Source organism: Desulfobotulus pelophilus, from assembly GCF_026155325.1.
Lineage (GTDB): Bacteria > Desulfobacterota > Desulfobacteria > Desulfobacterales > ASO4-4 > Desulfobotulus > Desulfobotulus pelophilus.
Map to the genome: position 1 here is coordinate 144,527 of NZ_JAPFPW010000005.1, position 20,180 is coordinate 164,706.

Here is a 20,180-nt window from a genome sequence, read left to right on the forward strand (position 1 = left end):
GGCTTCGGGCTCAGCGTGGTGGGGATGTATCGCTTTGGGGCCGCACGCACCCAGCAGAAGGAGAAGGATGATGAAAAAACAGGAAAACCCTGGTTTTAGAGGGGAGGTATATGCATGAAAGATATGCCAAGGGGTGTGCATACAGCGCTCTGCTTTCATGGAATCAGGGTTGCTGGTAAACGTGAACCGGGTGCCCTTCATCGGAGGGCCTCTGTCAGCCGGAAACCGGGATGCCGGAGAAGAAAGAGACCTCTGTCTCAGGATATATCCGATGTATAAATGTCAAAGTCCGGGAGCTCCTTTTGAAAATAGATCTGCATTTTTTTAATGATGCCTTTTTCAACCTGGCGAACCCTTTCCCTTGAAATACCGTGAGCTTCCCCGATTTCCTGCAGAGTGACAGGCTCATCGGAGAAAATGCGTTTTTCAAAAATTTCCAGTTCCCGTTCATTCAGCTGGGACGTAAAGGATGCTATCTTGTCATGGAGCATGTTTTCGATCTGTTTGCGGGCAACCTCATCTTCTGCGGATACAGAATCTGACCCCAGAAAGGACATACGATCGGTTTCTGAATCTTCCCGAACAGGAGCATCGAGGGAAAGGTCCCATGAATCCAGACGCTGATCCATGTCAATGACCTCTTTCTGGGAAACTCCGAGCCGCTCTGCAAGGAGTTTTGGCTTTGGATCAAAGCCCTGATCAATCAGGCTCTGTTTTTCTTTTTTCAGTTTGAAAAAAAGCTTCCGCTGGCCCTGTGTTGTTCCTATTTTAACAAGACGCCAGTTGTCCATGATAAATTTAAGGATATATGCTTTAATCCAGAAGGAGGCATAGTAGGAAAATTTCACCCCTTTATACGGGTCGAATTTCCGTACAGCCTGCATCAGACCTATGTTCCCTTCCTGTATCAGGTCAAGCAGGTTCTGCATCCACACGCGTTGGAATTCGAGGGCAATTTTTACCACAAGGCGAAGGTTGGCTGTGGTCAGTATATAGGCTGCTTCCGGGTCATTTTCTTCCTGTACCCGTCTGCCCAGATCAATTTCTTCTTCACGGGTCAGCAGTTTATATCGACTGATCTCTGAAAGATAACTTTGAAGTGGATCAATTTTGGCCAGAGCCTGGGTGGTTTCCTGTTTACGCGCTGGCAGATGTTTTTTGACGGTATTTTCGGTTGTGGTCTTTTTTTTGGTCATGGCGATATTTCCAGGATGAGCGGTTGCCCTGTTGCTGTGGCTTGAGGCGTCGGAGGCTGCGGATCAAGGAGCTGCAACCTGCCATAAGTTTCTATCATCCCATGCCTGTGAAAGGATGTAAACCTCATAGCATTTTTTCCTCTGATGGGATCTATGGGAAAACGATGCTCCCTCGGTCAAAATGATTTCTGTTTTCGCCTGTTTGCTCTTTCATCACTGGCCCATTGGTGCAGGGTAGTGGTCAGGCAGAAAAACGGATTGGCCGCCTGGATTGTAATGAATTATCCGCTGACCGGTGTAAAAAGCTGTTGGGAAGTTTTTTTTCTGGACAAGGAGGGTCCCCTCTGTTAGTAGATCTTTTCGTTAAGCGCCAGTAGCTCAGCTGGATAGAGCAACGGACTTCTAATCCGTAGGCCGGGAGTTCGAATCTTCCCTGGCGCGCCACCTGTAAAGCCTGTATGGGCGGGAATAACTCAGTGGTAGAGTGCAACCTTGCCAAGGTTGAAGTCGCGGGTTCAAATCCCGTTTCCCGCTCCACATATAATTTTTTTCTTTCCTGTTTTGATGCGGGAATAACTCAGTGGTAGAGTGCAACCTTGCCAAGGTTGAAGTCGCGGGTTCAAATCCCGTTTCCCGCTCCATATCAAGATAAAAAAGACCCTCTGATATTCAGAGGGTCTTTTTTTATATATCACGGAAGAGCCGTGCAGCCTGCACGGCTCTCAGCCAACCCTTACAGCGCTTTTCCTTTTCTTTTTCAGGCATTTGTGGTGAAAACCGTTGATGGGTTTCCTTCCCATGAAGATCCTTTTTGTTTTTCCAGAATCCGGAGGCCAGGCCTGCAAGGTGGGCAGCACCCTTGGCAGTGCTTTCGATGCATGCGGGTCTGTCTACGGGAATGCCCAGGATGTCACTTTGGAACTGCATAAGAAAATTGTTGGCGGCCGCTCCGCCGTCGACCCGCAGCAGCGGGATAGGAATACCCGCATCTCTTTCCATGGCCAGAAGGACATCCCGGCTCTGGTAAGCCAGAGATTCGAGGGTTGCCCGGATGAAGTGTTCTTTGGCTGTCCCCCGGGTGATGCCAAAAACAGCTCCACGGACTTCAGAATCCCAGTACGGAGTCCCTAGACCCACAAAAGCGGGGACTACATACACACCCGTGGTGTTCTCAACCCTGAGAGCATAGAGTTCTGAGTCGCAGGCATTCCGGAACATGCGAAGGCTGTCCCTCAGCCACTGAACAGCGGAACCGGCAACGAATACGGAGCCTTCAAGGGCGTACTGAACCTGTCCGTTCACATCCCAGGCAATGGTGGAGAGCAGGCCGCTTTCACTGGTAACGGCCATTTCTCCCGTATTCATCAGCATGAAGCAGCCTGTTCCATATGTGTTTTTTGTCATGCCCGGCTGGTGGCAGCCCTGGCCGAAAAGGGCTGCCTGCTGGTCTCCTATCCTTCCGGCAATGGGGATAACATGTCCGAAAAACGTTTCTGAAAGGGTGTGTCCGCAGATCCCTGAAGAGGAAACGATGCTTGGCATCATCGTTTCCGGAACCCCCAGAAGGGAAAGGAGTTCCGAATCCCATGTTCTCGTGTGGATGTTACACATAAGGGTGCGGGAAGCGTTGGAAAGATCCGTGACATGAACATGGCCGCCTGTCAGCTGCCATGTGAGCCAGGTATCGATGGTGCCAAAGAGCAGTTTGCCTGTTTCAGCCTTTTCTCTGGCACCAGCCACGTTATCAAGAATCCAGCGGACTTTGGTTCCGGAAAAGTAGGGATCCAGCAGGAGCCCCGTGCGTTGGCGGAACAGGGGTTCGTGGCCTTCGTTTTTTAGTTTTTCACAGATCTCTGAACTTTGGCGAGATTGCCATACAATGGCCCTGTGTATGGGTCTGCCAGTGGTTTTGTCCCATACAACGGTGGTTTCCCGTTGATTGGCAATGCCGATGGCCCCGATGGTCGTGCCGCTGACATCCGGTTTACCCAGCATTTCTGCCACAACGGCCTGTACGGACGACCATATTTCCATGGCATCCTGCTCTACCCATCCGGGTTTTGGAAAATACTGGGTGAATTCCTTCTGGGTGATATGAATAATTTCATTGTTCCGGTTGAAGAGAAGGGCTCTGGAGCTTGTTGTTCCCTGGTCGATGGCCAGGATGTGAGGGAATGGATCCATGGTGCTCCAGAGGCGAGGTGTCTTTGGATGTCGTAGGGAAAAATAGTATGATTTGAAAAGAAAAACGGGATAAAAAAAGCCCCGGAAGAAATCCGGAGCTTTATTCTACAGATTGTGGCGCGCCCGGCACGACTCGAACGTGCGATCTTCGGCTCCGGAGGCCGACGCCTTATCCACTGGGCCACGGGCGCAACAAAAAGAATAATTAGAAGAAAGGCGTTGGCCTGTCAAGATCTTTTATGTAAACCTTGGAATGGAAAGGATTGTCTTTCCGGTCTTCTTCTGGGTTTCCCATGGATTTGTACGGATGATGAAGTTCCTGCCGGAACAAAGGATGTGTTGTTTGTGTATTTTATTTTCGGTGATGGAGAGGATTCCCGGCCCGGAGTGGGGCCTTTTTATAAAGATGCCTTTCAGGCCCAATGAGAAAGCAGGCAGATGAAGAAAACTCCCATAGAACTTCTGGCCCCGGCCAGGGATGCGGCAACGGGCAGGGCGGCCATTCTGCATGGCGCCGATGCCGTATATATCGGAGCAGACCGTTTCGGTGCGCGTGCTGCTGCCGGTAATTCCATGCAGGATATCGAAGAACTCTGTCGTTTTGCCCATCTTTACCATGCAAGGGTGTATCTGGCCCTGAATACGCTTTTGGGGGACCATGAGCTGGAGGCGGTTCGCAGCCTTGTGGAGGAGTCATGGAATGCGGGGGTGGATGCCATTATTTTTCAGGATATGGCATTGCTGCAAATGGATCTGCCCCCCATTGCCCTTCATGCCAGTACTCAGATGCACAACGTGGAACCGGACCACATTGCTTTTCTGGAGTCTGCCGGTGTCTCACGGGTTGTCCTGGCCAGAGAACTGGATCTTAGGGATATTGGCCGCATAGGCAGGCAGACGGGTGTGGAGCTGGAGGTGTTTGTCCACGGAGCTTTATGCGTCAGTTACTCGGGCCGCTGCTGGATGAGCCTGGCTCTGGGGGGCAGGAGTGCCAATCGCGGTGTCTGCGGTCAGCCCTGCAGGCTGCCATGGCGTCTTGTGGATGAAAGGGGAGGAGAGATCTGTCGGGACAGACATCTGCTTTCTCTCAAAGATCTGGATCGCTCTGGAAGTCTGCCTGCACTTCTGGATGCGGGTGTTACTTCCTTCAAGATTGAAGGTCGGCTGAAGGATATGGCTTATGTGAAAAATATAACGGCTTTTTACAGGCAGAAACTGGACAGGGCCCTGGAAGCCCGGGACGACCTTTGTCCGGCTTCCCATGGACGCTGTGCGTATACGTTTATGCCGGATCCGGCAAAAACCTTCCATCGGGGGGGCACGGAATATGGTCTGTCGGGAGATCGGCAACCCATTTGGAATATGGATACGCCCAAAGCTCTGGGGGAGAGGGTCGCCGTTCTCGAAGGCATGGAAGGGGGGCTGCTGATACTCCGGGAGAAGGCAGATGTTGCGCCCGGCGACGGGCTCTGTTTTCTGGATCGAAAGGGCCGGCTGCAGGGCTTGAAGGCTAATCGCTGTGAAGGAAAGAAGATCTGGCCTTCTCCCGGAGCCCTTACAGGGCTGGCCTCTGTGGATGTGGCGGGGAGTTCGCTTTACAGAAACCATGATGTTCGTTTTCGAAAGCTTTTGGATAAAGAGAAGAGCAGTACCCGGAAGCTGCCGGTTGCTGTGCGGTTCAAGGAAGATCGGGATGGTTTTCTTCTTGAAATGAAAGATCTTGCCTCCGGGTGCACAGCCCGTGCATATGCTCTTCTGGAGCGGGTCTCTGCCAGTAATCCTGACGCCGCGGTTGCCGGTATCCGACGTCAGCTGGAAAAACTGGGAGATACACCTTTTGTGGCCGAGGATATCCGTGTGGATACGGATTCCTGGTTAATCAGGGCATCAGAACTGAACGGTCTGCGGCGTAAGATCACGGCAGATTTGATGGCCCTTCGTGTAAAGGCCTTCCATCGGTCTTTTCGCAGGACTCCGTCTGATGGTTTTAAAGCCATGAAATACCCCCATGGGGAGTTGGATGCCTCCTTTAATGTCCTGAACCGTATGGCCGGAACTTTTTATGAGAAACATGGAGCAAAGGTTCTTTCCATGGGTTATGAGAATGGAGGCCTTCATGGGGGAGATTGTGTGATGATTACCCTCCATTGTCTGCGGTATGCTCTGGGGGCCTGCCCCCGCCATCATGGCTCCGGCAGCTATGAAAACTGGCGGATGGAAGGAAAGGAGCGGGTCTTTACTCTTGTATTTGATTGTGTCGCATGCCGCATGCGAATTCTTCTGGCCTGATGCCAGCTTGAGAAAGTAAAAAGCAGATTGCTGCAGGTGGGTTTGTTTTGAGTGCAGCATGCCGGACAGCCTTATACAATGCAGGCTGTCATGTACGGCAGAAAGCTACCGGTTTCCTTTCTTTTTGGATCGGGTTGCATGGTTGGCAGAAGGTGGCTGCGGCAGAACCTTATATGTACGGGTATATAGAAAAAGGGCCAGGCCGCAGAGCAGAAAAGGAAGACTGAGGAGCTGGCCCATATGGACAGGAAGGGCAAAGGCTGTCTGTTGGGTTTTCAGAGTTTCAAGAAAAATTCGTGCGGAAGCCGCCATTATGAGGGACAGTGAGGTGAGCCTCCATGGGATGTTTCCGGCGCCTTTTTTCCATGCCCAAAAAAGAAAGAAGCTGCAAGCCGCATAGGCTATGGATTCATACAGCTGAACAGGGTGGCGTGGAATGAGATCCACACGGGTGAAAATAACGCCCAGGCTCCCTGTCGTAGGAATGCCCACCAGTTCGGAGTTGAAAAAGTTACCCATGCGGATTAGGGAGGCTCCCAAGCATCCGGCTACCATGAGGTGATCAGCCAGCCATGGCAGGGGGGTTGCAGGATGTTTCCGGCTGTGGATGTACAGGGCGAGAAAGAGTCCGATTATGCCTCCGTGGCTGGCAAGTCCACCTTCCCAGACTTTAAGGATTTCCAATGGGTTGCTGAGGTAAAAGACAGGGTCGTAAAAAAGACAGTGCCCAAGGCGGGCACCAATGATCACTCCTGCCATGATCCGGTACAGCAGCGGTTCCAGATGATCGGCATTTTTTGCCTCTTGTCTGAAAAGATACTGCATCCAGATCATGCCGCAGATAAAGGCGCAGGCGAAAAAAAAACCGTACCAGCGAACGGCAAGGGGGCCAATGCTGAAGAGAATGGGGTCCGTATTCCAGATCAAAGGAGATGGCAAGGGATCAGCCTCCGTAGGTGTTGGTATGGATTTTTTTTCGCATCAGATCTGTCTCCGGATGTCCTTTCAGGGATTCGGCCCCGTAACCCACCGCCAGGATGGAAAGAACCTTCCTGTTTTCTGGTATGCCAAGAATTCGGCGGACCTCTTCTTCCGAACTGATGGCCTCATTGAACATTCGTTCTCGTATCTGGATCCAGCAGCTTTTCAGTCCCATGGATTCAGCTGCCAGCTGAAGGAATATGGTGGCAATGGAACTGTCTTCTACCCACACATCACAGCGTTTGGGATCGGCGATGACGGCGATCCCAAGGGGAGCTCCCTTGAGGAAGGAGGCCCCATGGGGCTTGACACCGGAGAGCTCTGTCAGGAGCTGTGCATCCGTCACAAAGATAAACTCCCATGGGTTGAGGCTGCGGGATGAGGGGCTGCGCAGGGCTGCCTCCTGAAGAAGGGTTGTTTTTTCCTTTTCAACGGGTGTATCCAGAAATTTCCGGATGCTGCGACGCTGACGGATGAGATCCATAAACATGATATGCCTCCCTGTCTGGCGGAAGAAATGAAGGGCTGTAAAAAAGGTGTCGTTCTCTACTTCGGGTATGCCCTTTTTAGTAGCCCGGAGAGTTGGCAGCATACCCCCTGCTGGTATGATGTTCAACTGGATTCTGGAAAAACAAAGGCTTAGATTATGAAAAAAATCATCCTGAATGGTACGTAAAATGTTCTTACTCTGTTATTTTCAATCTCTACTGTTTCGGGAAAGATTCTGATATTGTACACTCCATTGAAATAGATGGTTCTATGCAGGTGAAAAAGATGGCGGGAAGAGATGAAGACCAGCAGTCTGTTTTATCCTTTTGTATTCGGCTTGAAGAGATTTCTGTAGATGTTATCGTTAAGCCAATCAGAAATATGTATCTGAAGGTGCATGCTCCGGAAGGAAGGGTCAGCCTTTCTGTTCCTGTTGGGATGGAAGATAATGAAGTCCGCAGTTTTGCCCTGTCACGGTTGGGATGGATCCGGAGAAGCAGGGAGAAGGTGCAGTCCCAGCCCAGAGACGTCGCCCTTTTTTACCGGAATGGAGAAGAGCAGTTTCTGTGGGGGAAGCCCTGTCTGCTGGAAGTCTGCGAATTTGCGGGAGCACCCGGTGTTTGCCTGAAGGGGCGCCGGATTTACCTGCAGGTACGACCCGGAACGGATGCCCGTGGTCGGGAAGCGGTTATGGCGGGTTGGATGCGGAAGCAACTGCTTACCAAGGCACTTTTTCTGGTCAGAAAGTGGGAAATTCGCATGGGCGTTCGTGTGGAGAAGGTTTATATTCGCCGCATGAAGACCCGTTGGGGCAGTTGCAACTGTCGCGCATTCAGGGTCAGGCTGAATACGGAGCTGGTTCGCAGACCTGTTTCGGTTCTTGAGTATGTCGTGGTTCATGAGCTCGCGCACTTGCTGGAGCCATCTCATAATGACCGGTTCAGGCGTCTGATGGACACTTTTTTGCCGGAGTGGCGAAGTTTGAAAGAAAGCCTGAATCATCCTCCGTCCGGGGGTGGCTTGAACCCATTCGGCCCGAAAAAAGGGTCGCAAAAGGAGCAGGAATGAAAACACGTATTACGGAAAAACTGGGCATACGTCATCCCATTGTGCAGGGCGGGATGCAATGGGTGGGTACGGCTGATCTGGCAGCTGCTGTTTCCAACGCAGGTGGACTGGGCATTCTTACGGCACTGATTTTCCCGAATCCCGAAGCACTGGGGCGGGAAATTGACAGACTCTTTTCCCTTACGGATAAACCCGTAGCTGTGAACCTGACCTTACTTCCTACCCTGCAGCCCGTTCCGTACATGGATTACGCAGAAATGATTGTGGATAAGGGGGTTACCATTGTGGAAACAGCCGGAAGGAGTCCTGCGGAATTCATGCCTCTTTTCCGGAATGCCGGAATGACTGTGATTCATAAATGTACATCCGTACGACATGCTCTGAAAGCCCAGGAGATGGGTTGTGCCATTGTGAGTGTGGACGGGTTTGAATGCGCGGGGCATCCCGGTGAAGATGATATTCCCGGGCTGATCCTTCTCCCTCTGGCGGCGGACCAGCTGCATATTCCCATTCTTGCCTCGGGCGGTTTTGCTGATGGACGGGGTCTGGCAGCAGCCCTGGCTCTGGGTGCGGACGGGATCAATATGGGTACTCGCTTTGTGGCTACCCGGGAGGCACCGGTGCATGCCAATATCAAGAAGGCCCTGGTGGATGGCGATGAACATAGCACGGCCCTTGTTCTCAGGACTCTGCACAATACGGCTAGAATTTTCCGGAACCGCCTTGCCGAAGAAATCGTAGCACTGGAAAAAAGAGGAGGGGTGACCATAGATGAACTGGCTCCCCTTGTGGCGGGCAGGAGGGGAGAGCAGGCACTGAAAGAAGGAGATGTGCACGGCGGGGTGTGGGGAGCAGGACCGGTTACCGGTCTGATCCGGGATATTCCTTCTGTGCAGGAGCTGCTGGACCGCATAGTGAGAGAGGCAGAGGCTGTCATCGGGAAACGGCTGGCCTCCATGACGGGATAAGGCAATGGATGGTTTTTCAGTGATTACCATGAATCTGCGTTTTGGTCTTGCCGATGACGGAGAAAATAGCTGGCGGCAGAGAAAAAAGATTTATCCTGATTTTTTGCAGCGATTCAGAGCGGATATTTTCTGCTTTCAGGAGGCTAATGATTTTCAGGTGGATTTTCTTAAGGAATTGCTTCCTGATTATCAGGTACTGGGATGCAGAGAGGGTGCTCCGGAGCAGTGGCAGCATAATCCTGTTTTCGTCAGCTCTGCTTTTACTGTTGCAGGGAGCCGTCATTTTTTTTTGAGTGACACACCGGATGTGGAGAGCCGCTTTGAGGGAAGCCGATGGCCCCGGCAGGGTGTGCTGGTTCAGCTGGATTCTTCTGCCGGCAGGTTTGCTGTGCTGAACACACATTTTGATTTTGCTGAGGATGTGCAGGTGAAGAGTGCGGCGCTGATGCTGTCTCTTCTCCGGATGAATCCGGAAAATCTTCCCGTATTGCTGGCAGGGGATCTCAATGCAGGCCCATGCAGTGCTGCCCTTGAGCTGTTGACGGGTGGTGGAGAACAGCGTTTCCGTAATCCCTTTGGCGCTGATTTTCCTCCTACTTTCCACGGATTTACGGGCAGAGGTCGTGGGGATCAGATTGACTGGATACTGGTCAGTGGTCCTCTGGAGGTGAAGGGGATGGACAGGCTGGATGTATCCCTTGGCGGTCTTTATCCTTCGGATCATTTCCCGGTTCGGCTTTTTTTCAGGCTGGAATGATCGTTGCTTTTTACAGTAAGGATTGTCCCTTGCTATTTTTGAAGTATCTGGGCTAGAAATCTTAGTGTGAAACACAAAGGCAGCCTGTTCTGAGCAGGGTGTCGATCTGCTCCGAGCCCGGAGACCTAAAAGGTGTCGGCCTGCCTCATGGTACCGGGACGGGGTGCAGCTGGAAACGGCTGTGCCTCCCCAGTGGAAAGGAGTTTTCCCCCAAGGCCGGTCTTTCCTTATAGAAAAGGAGGATCGCCATGTCCGATCGTGTCCTTCGTATTAACATGACTACCGGAACCTCTGTTTTTGAACCTGTGCCTGATGCCTGGGCCGGCCTTGGCGGCCGGGGTCTGACATCCACCATCATCGCCGGGGAAGTCCCCCCCACCTGTCATGCCCTTGGCAGTAACAACAAGCTTGTATTGGCGCCGGGCCTTCTTTCCGGTACCCGTGCCGCCAATTCTGGTCGTCTCTCCGCAGGTGCGAAAAGCCCCCTCACCGGTACCATCAAAGAGAGTAATGCCGGTGGTACGGCTGCCCGCATGCTTGCCCTCATGGGAATCAAGGCGATTATTATCGAAGGCAGGCCGGAAGAAAAAAAAATGTTCGGTATCCATATTGCCAGAGATAAGGTCCGCATTGTGGAAACGGATCTCGGAGGTTCCGGTAATTTTGCTGTTGTGGAAAAAATTGTGGCGGAAGAAGGCGGTAAATCAGGAGTCTTGTCCATTGGTCCTGCGGGCGAAATGCTTATGCCTTCGGCCAATATTTCCGTTAAAGATCCTCAGGGTCGAGTGCGCAGTCTGGGCCGAGGTGGCCTGGGTGCGGTAATGGGTTCTAAAAAAATCAAGTATATTGCCATTGATCCTGCAGATGCCCCGGGCCTTACCTATGCGGATGAAGCCTCTTTTAAAGAAGCTGCCAGAGTCTTTGCCAAGGCGCTTACAGATCATCCCGTGAGTGGAGAGGGCTTGCCAACCTACGGAACCAATGTGCTCCTGAATGTGCTTCACGAAGCAGGTGGTCTGCCTACCCGGAATTTCCGTACGGGCAGTTTTGACGGCCACGAAGGGATATCCGGTGAAACCATGCATGCCCGCATCGAAGAGAGGGGAGGGGAAGGCCGGGTGCGTCATGCCTGTCATCCCGGCTGTCTGATCCAGTGCTCTCAGGTGTACCCGGATAAGGACGGCAAGGTTATGGCCAGCGGTTTTGAGTATGAAAGTGTGTGGTCCATGGGGGCCAACTGCGGTATTGATGATCTGGACGCCCTTGCGGAAGCGGATCATATTCTGGACGATATCGGTGTGGATACGGTGGAGTTCGGTGTGTCCATCGGTGTGGCCATGGAGGCGGGAATTCTTGCCTTTGGTGATGCGGCGGGGATGCTGCGTATTCTGAAGGAAGATCTTTCCAGAGGAACCCCGCTGGGGCGACTTGTGGGTGCCGGGGCCGAATGCCTGGGTAAGGTGTATGGTGTGCGTCGGGTTCCCACGGTGAAAGGGCAGGCCATTCCAGCTTATGATCCCAGATCTGTCAAGGGAATGGGGATTACTTACGCCACATCCACCATGGGTGCGGATCACACGGCTGGCTACACCGTTACCTCGAATATTCTGAATGTGGGCGGTACGGTGGATCCTCTCAAAAAAGAGGGACAGGTGGAACTCTCCCGTAACCTTCAGATCGCCACGGCAGCTATCGATTCCACAGGGCTTTGTCTTTTTGTGGCTTTTCCTGTACTGGATATTCCTGAAGCTTTCAACGCTGTTGTCGACATGCTTAATGCCCGTTTCGGGCTTTCTCTGACGGGTGATGATGTCTCTTCCCTTGGAGCATCCATCTTGAAAACAGAGCGGGAATTTAACCGGAAGGCTGGATTCAATGAAGCTGCAGACCGGCTTCCTGAATTTTTCAGCGAAGAAATCCTGCCACCGCATAACACAATCTGGGACTTCACAGATGCGGAAATGGATGCCTTCTGGGATTTCTGATTGATTGGGCCTGAGTCCTAAAGAACCTGCCGTTCGGCAGGTTCTTTAGGTTTTTGGAGGAGGGGTATGGAAATAGGTGTCCGGCTCTTTGCCGGTTTTCGCAAAGACCGTTTTCGGGAAAGCACCATGGCATGGGAGGCGGGAATGACACCCCGCAGTATTGCGAAGCACCTGTGGATTCCCGCGGAAGAGGTAGGTATCATTTTTGTGAATGGTCGTCATGCGGATCCCGATGTACCGCTCATGGCCGGGGATATTCTCTCCCTTTTTCCCGTGGTGGGGGGAGGCTGAAGCCATGAAAGACTGGATTCTGGGGCAGGCAGAGGAGGGTATTCTTTCCATGGCCAGTCAGCGGACCCTTGAAAGGAATGGCGCATTGTCCTCTGCCCGGGCAGAGTCCCTTGTGCTGGAAGCCGGGGTCATGCCGGAGCGTTATGCGCGGAATCCATGGTCTGTAGAAGAGCAGAACAGAATCCGGAAAAGCTGCTGTGCGATAGTTGGGTGCGGAGCCCTCGGTTCGGCCCTTCTGGAGCAGTTACTTCGTATCGGGGTGGGAACCGTGAAGATCATGGATCCGGATGTATTCGGACCTTCCAACCTGAACCGTCAGATTTTGCTGACGGAGGCCTGTCTGGGTGAGCCCAAGGTTGCTGTTGCAGCAGCAAGGGCCCGCTGTGTGAACCCTGCGGTCAGCCTGATTCCGGTGCAGGCTCGGTTTGCTAAGGAGACGGCAGCCGATTTTCTTGATGGGGTAGATCTGGTTCTGGATGCTCTGGATACCGTAGAAGACCGGCTTGTTTTGGAAAAAGAGTGCTGTCGCAAGGGCCTGGTGCTGATTCACGGCGCTGTTTCCGGCTGGGCTGGACAGGTGGCTGTCTGCCATGCCGGGGAAGGACGACTAGAAAGAATATATGGAAATGTTCAAAAAGGTCATGGGGGCATACCTGCGGGGAATCCGGTTTTTGGAGTTTTTGCTACAGCAGCGCTTCAGATATCCCTTGCCTGCCGTATGCTTTTATATGGGTCTGAAGAAGTACGGGGGCATTGGTTTCTGGATTGCATGGAGCCGGAGTGGGTGTGGATGGATGCAGAGAGCGGGAAGAAGGCGGGTGTTTGTCCTGCGAAATGAAACTGGTTGATAGCCAATAAAAAAAGCCTGCGGTGATATCCGCAGGCTTGCTTTTTTTTGGTAGCGGGGGCTGGATTTGAACCAACGACCTTCGGGTTATGAGCCCGACGAGCTACCAGACTGCTCCACCCCGCAGCAACGAAAGACAGAATACTTTGCTGGCACTGTTTAGTCAAGCTGTTTTTTGCCTGTTTATAAAAAAGTTTGCGTTCTGCTACCGCGGCACGGTGTGATGTGTTTTTTTTACGGGTAAAATCATTTGTGTATGCTGGTTTATGGAGTGTTTTTACGAGGCCATCATTTTGGAATGTTCCGGAATAGTTCTTGTATTTTTCGAAAAAAAGTTTCCGGGCTGCAGTCTGGGGGCCTTGTCACAAGAATTTTTTTCTGCCTGCCGCTATGACCGGAGAGGAGGGTCAGGGCTGAGGGGGGCATGCCCAGAAAAGTGGCCATGAATTTCAGGCAGGCCTCATTCGCGGCACCGTCCACGGGAGGGGCCTTGATACGGACCTTCAAGGCCCCTCCGTGAATGCCTGCCACTTCATTTCTGGAAGCCTTAGGCTGTACATGCAGAAGAAGGGAGATCCCTTCTCTGTGGGGTTTCATAAATTCGGCCATGATTTTTCCCTGGGACCTTTATGTCAGTTTCAGGGACTGCCGTATGAAATCTTTCAGGGTCTCATAGTCCCTTGTGACGGGGAACTGGGGAAAATCCTTTATGACATTGTCCGGCGGCTGGAAAAAGAACCCGAAGTCAGAGGCTTCGAGCATGCCTGTGTCATTGTAGGAGTCGCCAAAGGCCAGTACGGTGTAATCAAGGCTTTTCAAGGCATTGACCGTCTTTCTTTTGGCGTCCTTCTGGCGAAGTTTGTAGGCTGTAATCCGGCCGTCTGCAGCCACTTCCAGCTCATGGCAGAAAAGGGTGGGGCGGTTGAGTTTTTCCATGAGGGGGGCCGCGAACTGTAAAAAGGTGTCGGAAACTACAATGAGCTGGCTTTGTTCCCGAAGCCAGCGGACAAATTCAAACGCGCCGGGCAGGGGCTCCATGGTGGCGATTACGGCCTGTATGTCCTGCAGTTTTAACCCGTGGGCATCCAGCACCTTCAGCCTGTGGGTCATGAGTTCATCGTAGTCGGAAATATCTCTGGTTGTAAGGCGCAGTTCGCTGATTCCCGTGCGTTCGGCAACGTTGATCCAGATTTCCGGAATAAAAACACCTTCAAGATCAGAACAGATAATATGCATGGTGAACCTTATGGTATGGGGTTGGGGAAAACAGGGCTGCTGTGTTGCATCAATCTTGCAGCACTTATGCTGTCAGTGTCAGAGGCAGCTTGCTGACGGCTGACCTGTCTTGTTTTGCGATTCATCCCGGCCGTTGGTTCCAGGGTCTTCAATACGGATCAGTACGGGATCACTGCCGATCTCGGGAAGAGCCCGGATTTCTGCAAGAGCCTGGCGCACATCGGCTTCCTTGGCTTTGTGGGTCATGAAGACCAAGGGTACGGCGTCGGAAGCGTGCCTTTCTTTCTGGTGCACGCTCATGATACTGATGTTGTATCTGGCAAGCACGCCGGAAACTTTTGAGAGCACACCTGGCTGATCGGCAGCGGAAATTCTGAAATAATAATGGGTTCGGATTTCGGAAATGGGAAGCACGGGAATCCGTCGGATATTGCTGGCTGGGTACCCCAGGGCTGGAAGACGGCCTCCATCCTCCCTTTTTATGTCCCGGGCAATGTCGGCAAGATCAGCCACAACGGCACTGGCCGTAGGCATCATGCCGGCGCCGTGCCCATACAGCATCATTTCTCCGGTGCAGTCTCCAAAAATGCTGAGGGCGTTGACGGACCCTCCCACCTGGGAAAGAAGGCTGTCTACGGGGATCATGGCCGGATGAACGCGGGCTTCAATGGCGTCTTCATGATTTTTGGAAATGGCCAGAAGCTTGATCCGATAACCGAACTGATCGGCATAGAGAATATCAAGGGGCTCAATGCGGGAAATGCCTTCCACATAGACACCTTCAAAGTCGATTTCCATTCCATAGGCAATGGCGGAGATAATGGCAAGCTTATGGGCTGCATCAAAGCCTTCTATGTCCAGGGTGGGGTCTGCTTCGGCAAAGCCTTTTTGCTGCGCCTGGGAAAGGGCTTCGTCAAAGGAAAGGCCCAGCCGGGTGATTTCGGAGAGAATGTAATTGCAGGTTCCGTTGAGAATGCCGGTCATGGCAGAAATATGGTTGGCAACAAGGTTTTCGCGTAGGGTTTTGATAACGGGCATGCAGCCGCCCACGCTGGCTTCATAGGCAATGGTAACGCTGTTTCGGGCAGCTTTGGCAAAAAGGGTGTTACCCTCCAGGGCCAGCAGTTTTTTATTGGCTGTAACCACATGCTTTCCGGAATCCAGCGCCTGAAGGATGGCTTTTCTGGCAAAACCGGTTCCGCCCACCATTTCCACTACCACATCAATATCGGGATCATTCAGAATCTCGGATGCATCCGTGGTGAAAACTCCTTTGTCAAAGGTGACAGACCGTTTTTTGGTGGTATCCGTATCCGCAACTTTTTTAAGGATAAGCTCCATGCCGAGGCGATTTTTGATCAGTTCTTTCTGTTCCATAAGAATACGGGCGACACCCTCGCCAACGGTACCGCATCCGATCAGACCGATTTGCATCCGTTTCATTCAGACTCCGTGGGGTAATAAGGAAATCCGGGGTTTGTAATTGATTTTCCGGGCACAGGCCGGGAATGGGGGAGGGGCGTCAGCGACCTCCCTGTCATGGGATAAAATAATTTTTCCGTTCTGAAACCTTATGAACAGGAAGTTGTGAACATAAAAAAAATCAGGTTCAAACTGTTTTCATGCAGCGGGTAAAAATAGGATAGAAGCCGGGTCTTCTTACCGGTTCTTCCTACAATAGCTCCTGCCTGAAGTCAAAAATTGTTTTGACTTTCGGGGTTCGGAGGGGTAATTTTTAAAGGTTTTTGGGAATTTTTTTTAAGGTTTTTTTATATTCAATAGTAGCGTTAATAGAGGATCCTCCTGATGACCAAGCCCCTGACCTATGCGGATGCCGGTGTGGATATAGATAAGGCCAACAACCTGGTTCAAACTATCAAACAGATTGCCAACAATACGCCCAGATCGGGTGTTATGGGAGAGATTGGGGGGTTTGGGGGGCTTTATTCCCTGAACCTGAGCAACGTTGAGAGGCCTGTGCTTGTCAGCTCCACCGATGGTGTGGGCACCAAGCTTAAGGTGGCTTTTATGATGAACCGTCACGATACCATTGGCATTGATCTTGTTGCCATGTGTGTAAATGATATTCTGGTTCAGGGCGCTAAGCCTTTGTTTTTTCTTGATTATTTTTCAATCGGAAAGCTTGAGAATCATGTGGCTGCGGCCGTGATTCAGGGGGTTGCCGAAGGATGTCGTCAGGCTCAGTGTGCCTTGATCGGTGGTGAAACTGCCGAGATGCCGGGTCTGTATTCCGATGGAGAATATGATCTGGCTGGTTTTGCCGTTGGACTTGTGGATAATGAAAAAATCATTGATGGTTCCTTTATCCGGGGAGGCCATCAGCTGGTGGGCATTGCTTCCAGCGGCCTGCATTCCAACGGCTTTTCTCTGGTTCGCAAAATCTGTTTTGATACCCTTGGGCTCAGGGTGGACAGTTTTGTGGAAAGCCTTGGTGCTTCCATAGGCGAGGTATTGCTGACACCGACCCGCATCTATGTTGATTCCGTGCTGTCTCTGATCAAGGACCAGCCCGTTCATGGTCTGGCCCACATTACCGGTGGCGGTATCACGGAAAATATTGTCCGTATTCTGCCCCAGGCCTGCAAGGTGCGTATCCGCAGGGACAGCTGGGATGTGCCACCCGTATTTCCTTTTCTTCAGAAGGGAGGGGGCGTTGAGGAGCTGGAAATGTATCGCACCTTCAATATGGGCATCGGGATGGTGGCCGTTGTGCCGGAGAATGCCGTGTCCGATGTGATGGATCGTCTGCGTATCATGGGAGAAAAGGCATTTGTGATCGGGGATGTGGTACCCCGGGAAGGAGATGAGCCCCAGGTGTTGTGGCTCGATTGAATGGAATTCGGATACGGTGAGTAATGACCGGAATCAGTCAGAAATGGCTTTTCCGGTCATTGTTGTCTGAGGGGAAAAATGCGTGTTCTTGGAATAGAATCTTCCTGTGATGAAACCGCCGCTGCCGTGGTTGAGGATGGTGTGCGGATTGTGTGTTCCGAGGTAGCCTCACAGGTGGATATTCACCACCGATATGGCGGGGTGGTGCCGGAACTGGCTTCCCGCCATCATGTGGAAGCCATCTGCCCCGTTGTGGAAGCAGTTCTTGGTGGTTGCGGTATGGCACCGTCTGACGTGGATGCGGTAGCCGTTACGCAGGGCCCCGGACTGGTGGGAGCTCTTTTGGTGGGGTTTGGTTTTGCACGGGCATTTGCCTTTGGGCTTGGCATTCCCTGTGTGGGGGTGAATCATCTTCTGGGCCATGTCCACTCCGTATTTCTGGATCCAGAAAGGGATCCTCCTGCCTATCCCTTTGTGGCCCTTACGGTTTCCGGTGGTCACACGGCATTGTATCATGTGGTCGATTCTCTGACCATGATTCTTCTCGGGCAAACCCGTGATGATGCTGCCGGTGAAGCCTATGACAAGGTTGCCAAAATGATGGGGCTTGGATATCCCGGAGGTGCCGTTCTGGACGCCATGGCTGTACAGGGTAAGACCGGTGGGCTTGTTTTTCCCAGGGCTCTTCTGGATGGAGACAGTCTGGATTTCAGTTTCAGCGGTCTGAAGTCTGCGGTGGCCCGCTTTCTTTCGGAGGATGAAGGAGCCACATCTTGCATGGATATTGCCGCCTCTTTTCAGGAAGCTGTGGTAGATGTGCTGGTGGCCAAAGCCTTTCTTGCCGTGGAAATCGCTGGATGCAGCGACCTTGCCATTGTGGGCGGGGTTGCGGCTAACCGGGGACTGCAGCGAAGGGCGGCCCAGATGGCGTCTGACAGGGGCATCCGGCTTCACATTCCTCCGGTGTCACTTTGCGGTGACAATGCCGCCATGATAGCTGCTGCTGGATTTCATTATCTGAAAGCAGGGAAAACACTGGCTCTGGATGCCGATGTGTTTTCCAGAGCCACGGATCCCGGACGCAGGGTTATGGTGCATCGCTAGTAGAATGGTTTGTTTGTGTCCCCTCGCGGATGCGCCCCCGGAAGTCCAGGTAGGCACGGGCCGTTTCCAGGGGGGATTCCACCATGGGAAGATGTCCGACTCCCTCCATGAGAATGACCTCTGATGCTGGCAGCAGGCCTTTCAGTTTGTCTGCATTGGCCGGATGGAGAATTCTGTCTTCTTTGCCCCAGACAATAAGACTTGGAATAGCAAGACCCCGGATGGTCTCCGTAATGGGGTGGGCAAGGATATCTTCAAATATTTTTTTCTCCAGAGCGGCATTTTTGATACGCCTTGCAGCCATCACCTTTTGAAAAACTTTGGGTATAAAAGGTGGTGTTTCCATGACCAGAGGCGTCAGGGCCATCAGGTCTTCTTCCTTTTCTATGATAAGCGGATTTTTGGCGTCCTCGCCGTTGATGAGAAGTTCTTTCCAGGTGTTGGCCAAGGGGCCGTCCCAGAGGCCTCCGGGATTCAAAAGCCACAGGCTGGCCACGGAGTCGGGGAAGAGACTGGCATACTCCATGGCAATCTGACCGCCCATGGAGCTTCCCCCAAGATGAATTCCGGACAGGCCCATGCCCTTGATAAACGTATGCAGGCCTGAAGCCTGCCCAGCCGGAGTATAGTCATAGTCGTCAGGTCGGGCGGACTCTCCGAATCCGGTAAGATCCGGAATGATTACATGGTAGTGAGGGGTGAGAGACTTGGCGATCCTTGTGAAGTTGTCCTTGTCCGCACCGAAGCCGTGCAGAAGGACAAGCGGTTCGCCCTGACCTCCTTCAAGATAAACAAAATAAAGATCTCTGCTAAAATGAATTTCCCTGCGTTCAAGACCGGATTGCTTCCGTTCAGCATCCAGCGCCAGCTCAAATGCCTTTTCAGGAAACAGTTGCAACAAGCCATAAGGAATGGCCACAAGAAGAATGATGATGGCTATGAGAATCCGTGCTGTTTTCAAAAGGTGTGCTCCTTGTTTGTAAAGATGAGAGCCGGTGGCCGGGTGTTGACCCTTGCTTTGGGAATGCGTACTGTAATAAGCATATTGTTTGGTTTTCAGTCCGAGCAGCCCGAAAGGAGGACGCCATGCTGAGATCTGTCGGAACCGGTGTAGTTGCCATGAAGGCCATCGCCGCGCGGTTTTCTGCGACAGCCCATAATGTTGCCAATGTGAACACGAACGGTTTTAAGTCTCAGGAGGCCGTGCTGGTAGAAGGGCAGAAAGATGCTGGCCCAACGGTGCATTTTCCTCAAAGGGGCGCCGGTTCCGTACCTCCACAGCTTGCCGGTGAAAAAGGGCGTCAGCTGACAACTCAACCCTTGCCATCCGAGACCGATCTGGCCGTGGAAACAGCCCGCTCGATCAAAGATAAAAATGGCTATGCAGCGAATGCGGGCCAGATCCGAACTGCTGACGAAATGCTGGGTTCTCTTCTTTCCATCAGGGAATAATTTTTTCAGCCCTGCGGTTTTCCATTTTTCCTGTCTGCTCTGAAATGGATCGGTAATCATAATAATTCGTTGTTCCGCCGCCTCGTGTGTTGCCACCGGGGCGGTTTGTGTTGCGTTGCCAGGTCGGATGATTTTGCTTTTTCTGCTCCCTCATTTCATAGCCGGGGTAATTGGCTCTGTTCCCCGGAGGCGTCCAGTCCGGGCTGGGATGGCGCGGGGGGGCCTGCGCTTTGAGATGAGGCGGAAATAGAAGAAGGCAGAAGGCCAGAGCCATGAGTGTTTTTCTGGTAAAAATTGCTTCGAAAAGCTTATCGGGTATTTTTTTTTCTTTTCTGGTGAGTGCCATTTCCTGTCTCCTGTGCTAGACTTTTTACCATCTGTTTTTTTAGAGTCCTGCGTATGATTTCTTCGGGACAAACGGTCATTTTCTTTAGGGGCTGCCGTGTTCTATTGCTTTTTGTGAGTGGGGAGTTTTGCAGC

The 20,180-nt window shown here is 52.2% G+C and carries 19 protein-coding genes, 5 tRNA genes and 1 riboswitch; of the genes, 13 read left to right on the top strand and 11 right to left on the bottom strand.

The genetic code is table 11. From position 1 onward, the window contains the following. Positions 1-257: 257 nt before the first annotated feature. Positions 258-1,196: a sigma-70 family RNA polymerase sigma factor gene (locus OOT00_RS06350; protein ID WP_265424479.1), complete on the bottom strand. Its 939-nt coding sequence runs from the start codon at positions 1,194-1,196 to the stop codon at positions 258-260. A 367-nt stretch (positions 1,197-1,563) separates the two neighbouring features. Here OOT00_RS06350 and OOT00_RS06355 point away from each other — a divergent pair. The 3 genes from OOT00_RS06355 (at position 1,564) to OOT00_RS06365 (ending at position 1,837) form a co-directional block, all read left to right on the top strand. After that, a tRNA-Arg gene (locus tag OOT00_RS06355) sits at positions 1,564-1,640 on the top strand. Between the two features lie 18 nt (positions 1,641-1,658). Further along, positions 1,659-1,733, top strand: a tRNA-Gly gene (locus tag OOT00_RS06360). A gap of 29 nt (positions 1,734-1,762) precedes the next feature. Then, positions 1,763-1,837: transfer RNA gene (locus tag OOT00_RS06365), tRNA-Gly, on the top strand. Between the two features lie 43 nt (positions 1,838-1,880). On the opposite strand, the gene glpK is transcribed toward OOT00_RS06365, so the two are convergent. Together glpK and OOT00_RS06375 are read right to left on the bottom strand one after the other, a co-directional pair. Further along, positions 1,881-3,380 carry a glycerol kinase GlpK gene (gene glpK, locus OOT00_RS06370; RefSeq protein WP_265424480.1) on the bottom strand — a complete coding sequence of 500 codons (1,500 nt, stop codon included), beginning with the start codon at positions 3,378-3,380 and terminating at the stop codon, positions 1,881-1,883. A 115-nt stretch (positions 3,381-3,495) separates the two neighbouring features. After that, positions 3,496-3,571: transfer RNA gene (locus OOT00_RS06375), tRNA-Arg, on the bottom strand. A 247-nt stretch (positions 3,572-3,818) separates the two neighbouring features. Between OOT00_RS06375 and OOT00_RS06380 the strand changes: the two genes are divergently transcribed. Continuing rightward, entirely contained in the window at positions 3,819-5,669 is a 1,851-nt protein-coding gene (locus tag OOT00_RS06380) for a peptidase U32 family protein (RefSeq protein ID WP_265424481.1), read from the top strand. 105 nt (positions 5,670-5,774) lie between these two features. Here OOT00_RS06380 and lgt read toward each other — a convergent pair whose 3' ends face one another. Both lgt and OOT00_RS06390 read right to left on the bottom strand, forming a co-directional pair. Continuing rightward, positions 5,775-6,608: a prolipoprotein diacylglyceryl transferase gene (lgt, locus tag OOT00_RS06385; protein ID WP_265424482.1), complete on the bottom strand. Its 834-nt coding sequence runs from the start codon at positions 6,606-6,608 to the stop codon at positions 5,775-5,777. Positions 6,609-6,612: 4 nt separating this feature from the next. Beyond that, positions 6,613-7,242, bottom strand: coding sequence for a nitroreductase family protein (locus tag OOT00_RS06390; RefSeq protein WP_265424483.1), 630 nt, complete (start codon positions 7,240-7,242; stop codon positions 6,613-6,615). Positions 7,243-7,424: 182 nt separating this feature from the next. Here OOT00_RS06390 and OOT00_RS06395 point away from each other — a divergent pair, with 182 nt between their 5' ends. The 6 genes from OOT00_RS06395 to OOT00_RS06420 all read left to right on the top strand — a co-directional run bounded on the left by OOT00_RS06395 (position 7,425) and on the right by OOT00_RS06420 (position 13,046). Further along, entirely contained in the window at positions 7,425-8,207 is a 783-nt protein-coding gene (locus OOT00_RS06395; protein WP_265424484.1) for a M48 family metallopeptidase, read from the top strand. Further along, on the top strand, positions 8,204-9,175 hold the full coding sequence (locus OOT00_RS06400) for an NAD(P)H-dependent flavin oxidoreductase (RefSeq protein WP_265424485.1): 972 nt from the start codon (positions 8,204-8,206) through the stop codon (positions 9,173-9,175). Before OOT00_RS06395 ends, OOT00_RS06400 begins: the two co-directional genes overlap by 4 nt. A gap of 4 nt (positions 9,176-9,179) precedes the next feature. Beyond that, complete coding sequence (locus OOT00_RS06405; protein WP_265424486.1) at positions 9,180-9,932, top strand: endonuclease/exonuclease/phosphatase family protein; 753 nt, start codon at positions 9,180-9,182, stop codon at positions 9,930-9,932. Positions 9,933-10,029: 97 nt separating this feature from the next. Next, positions 10,030-10,151, top strand: a riboswitch (molybdenum cofactor riboswitch). Positions 10,152-10,180: 29 nt separating this feature from the next. Beyond that, complete coding sequence (locus tag OOT00_RS06410) at positions 10,181-11,917, top strand: aldehyde ferredoxin oxidoreductase family protein (RefSeq protein ID WP_265424487.1); 1,737 nt, start codon at positions 10,181-10,183, stop codon at positions 11,915-11,917. A gap of 66 nt (positions 11,918-11,983) precedes the next feature. Further along, positions 11,984-12,208 carry a MoaD/ThiS family protein gene (locus tag OOT00_RS06415; RefSeq protein ID WP_265424488.1) on the top strand — a complete coding sequence of 75 codons (225 nt, stop codon included), beginning with the start codon at positions 11,984-11,986 and terminating at the stop codon, positions 12,206-12,208. 4 nt (positions 12,209-12,212) lie between these two features. Next, positions 12,213-13,046, top strand: a complete 834-nt coding sequence (locus tag OOT00_RS06420; protein WP_265424489.1) for a HesA/MoeB/ThiF family protein — start codon at positions 12,213-12,215, stop codon at positions 13,044-13,046. 58 nt (positions 13,047-13,104) lie between these two features. Here the strand turns inward: OOT00_RS06420 and OOT00_RS06425 are convergent. From OOT00_RS06425 to OOT00_RS06440, 4 genes are all read right to left on the bottom strand, one after another. Further along, positions 13,105-13,181 (bottom strand) — tRNA-Met (locus OOT00_RS06425). 162 nt (positions 13,182-13,343) lie between these two features. Further along, positions 13,344-13,664 carry a DUF167 domain-containing protein gene (locus OOT00_RS06430; RefSeq protein WP_265424490.1) on the bottom strand — a complete coding sequence of 107 codons (321 nt, stop codon included), beginning with the start codon at positions 13,662-13,664 and terminating at the stop codon, positions 13,344-13,346. Between the two features lie 18 nt (positions 13,665-13,682). Beyond that, on the bottom strand, positions 13,683-14,291 hold the full coding sequence (thrH, locus tag OOT00_RS06435) for a bifunctional phosphoserine phosphatase/homoserine phosphotransferase ThrH (protein WP_265424491.1): 609 nt from the start codon (positions 14,289-14,291) through the stop codon (positions 13,683-13,685). A gap of 78 nt (positions 14,292-14,369) precedes the next feature. Further along, the gene (locus OOT00_RS06440) at positions 14,370-15,734 is read right to left on the bottom strand and encodes a homoserine dehydrogenase (RefSeq protein WP_265424492.1); all 1,365 of its coding nucleotides are present in this window, start codon (positions 15,732-15,734) and stop codon (positions 14,370-14,372) included. Positions 15,735-16,097: 363 nt separating this feature from the next. Between OOT00_RS06440 and purM the strand changes: the two genes are divergently transcribed. Then, a complete protein-coding gene (gene purM / locus OOT00_RS06445; protein WP_265424493.1) occupies positions 16,098-17,144 on the top strand; it encodes a phosphoribosylformylglycinamidine cyclo-ligase in 1,047 nt (348 codons plus the stop codon). 78 nt (positions 17,145-17,222) lie between these two features. Beyond that, positions 17,223-18,248, top strand: coding sequence for a tRNA (adenosine(37)-N6)-threonylcarbamoyltransferase complex transferase subunit TsaD (gene tsaD / locus OOT00_RS06450; protein ID WP_265424494.1), 1,026 nt, complete (start codon positions 17,223-17,225; stop codon positions 18,246-18,248). Here tsaD and OOT00_RS06455 read toward each other — a convergent pair. Continuing rightward, positions 18,232-19,209 (bottom strand): alpha/beta fold hydrolase, encoded by a 978-nt coding sequence (locus tag OOT00_RS06455; RefSeq protein ID WP_265424495.1) that lies wholly within the window; start codon positions 19,207-19,209, stop codon positions 18,232-18,234. The two genes, tsaD and OOT00_RS06455, sit on opposite strands and share 17 nt — an antisense overlap. Positions 19,210-19,334: 125 nt before the next feature. Between OOT00_RS06455 and OOT00_RS06460 the strand changes: the two genes are divergently transcribed. Then, positions 19,335-19,700 carry a flagellar basal body protein gene (locus OOT00_RS06460; protein WP_265424496.1) on the top strand — a complete coding sequence of 122 codons (366 nt, stop codon included), beginning with the start codon at positions 19,335-19,337 and terminating at the stop codon, positions 19,698-19,700. Here OOT00_RS06460 and OOT00_RS06465 read toward each other — a convergent pair. Further along, positions 19,690-20,046, bottom strand: a complete 357-nt coding sequence (locus tag OOT00_RS06465) for a hypothetical protein (protein ID WP_265424497.1) — start codon at positions 20,044-20,046, stop codon at positions 19,690-19,692. The genes OOT00_RS06460 and OOT00_RS06465 overlap by 11 nt on opposite strands. Between the last annotated feature and the right edge of the window lie 134 nt (positions 20,047-20,180).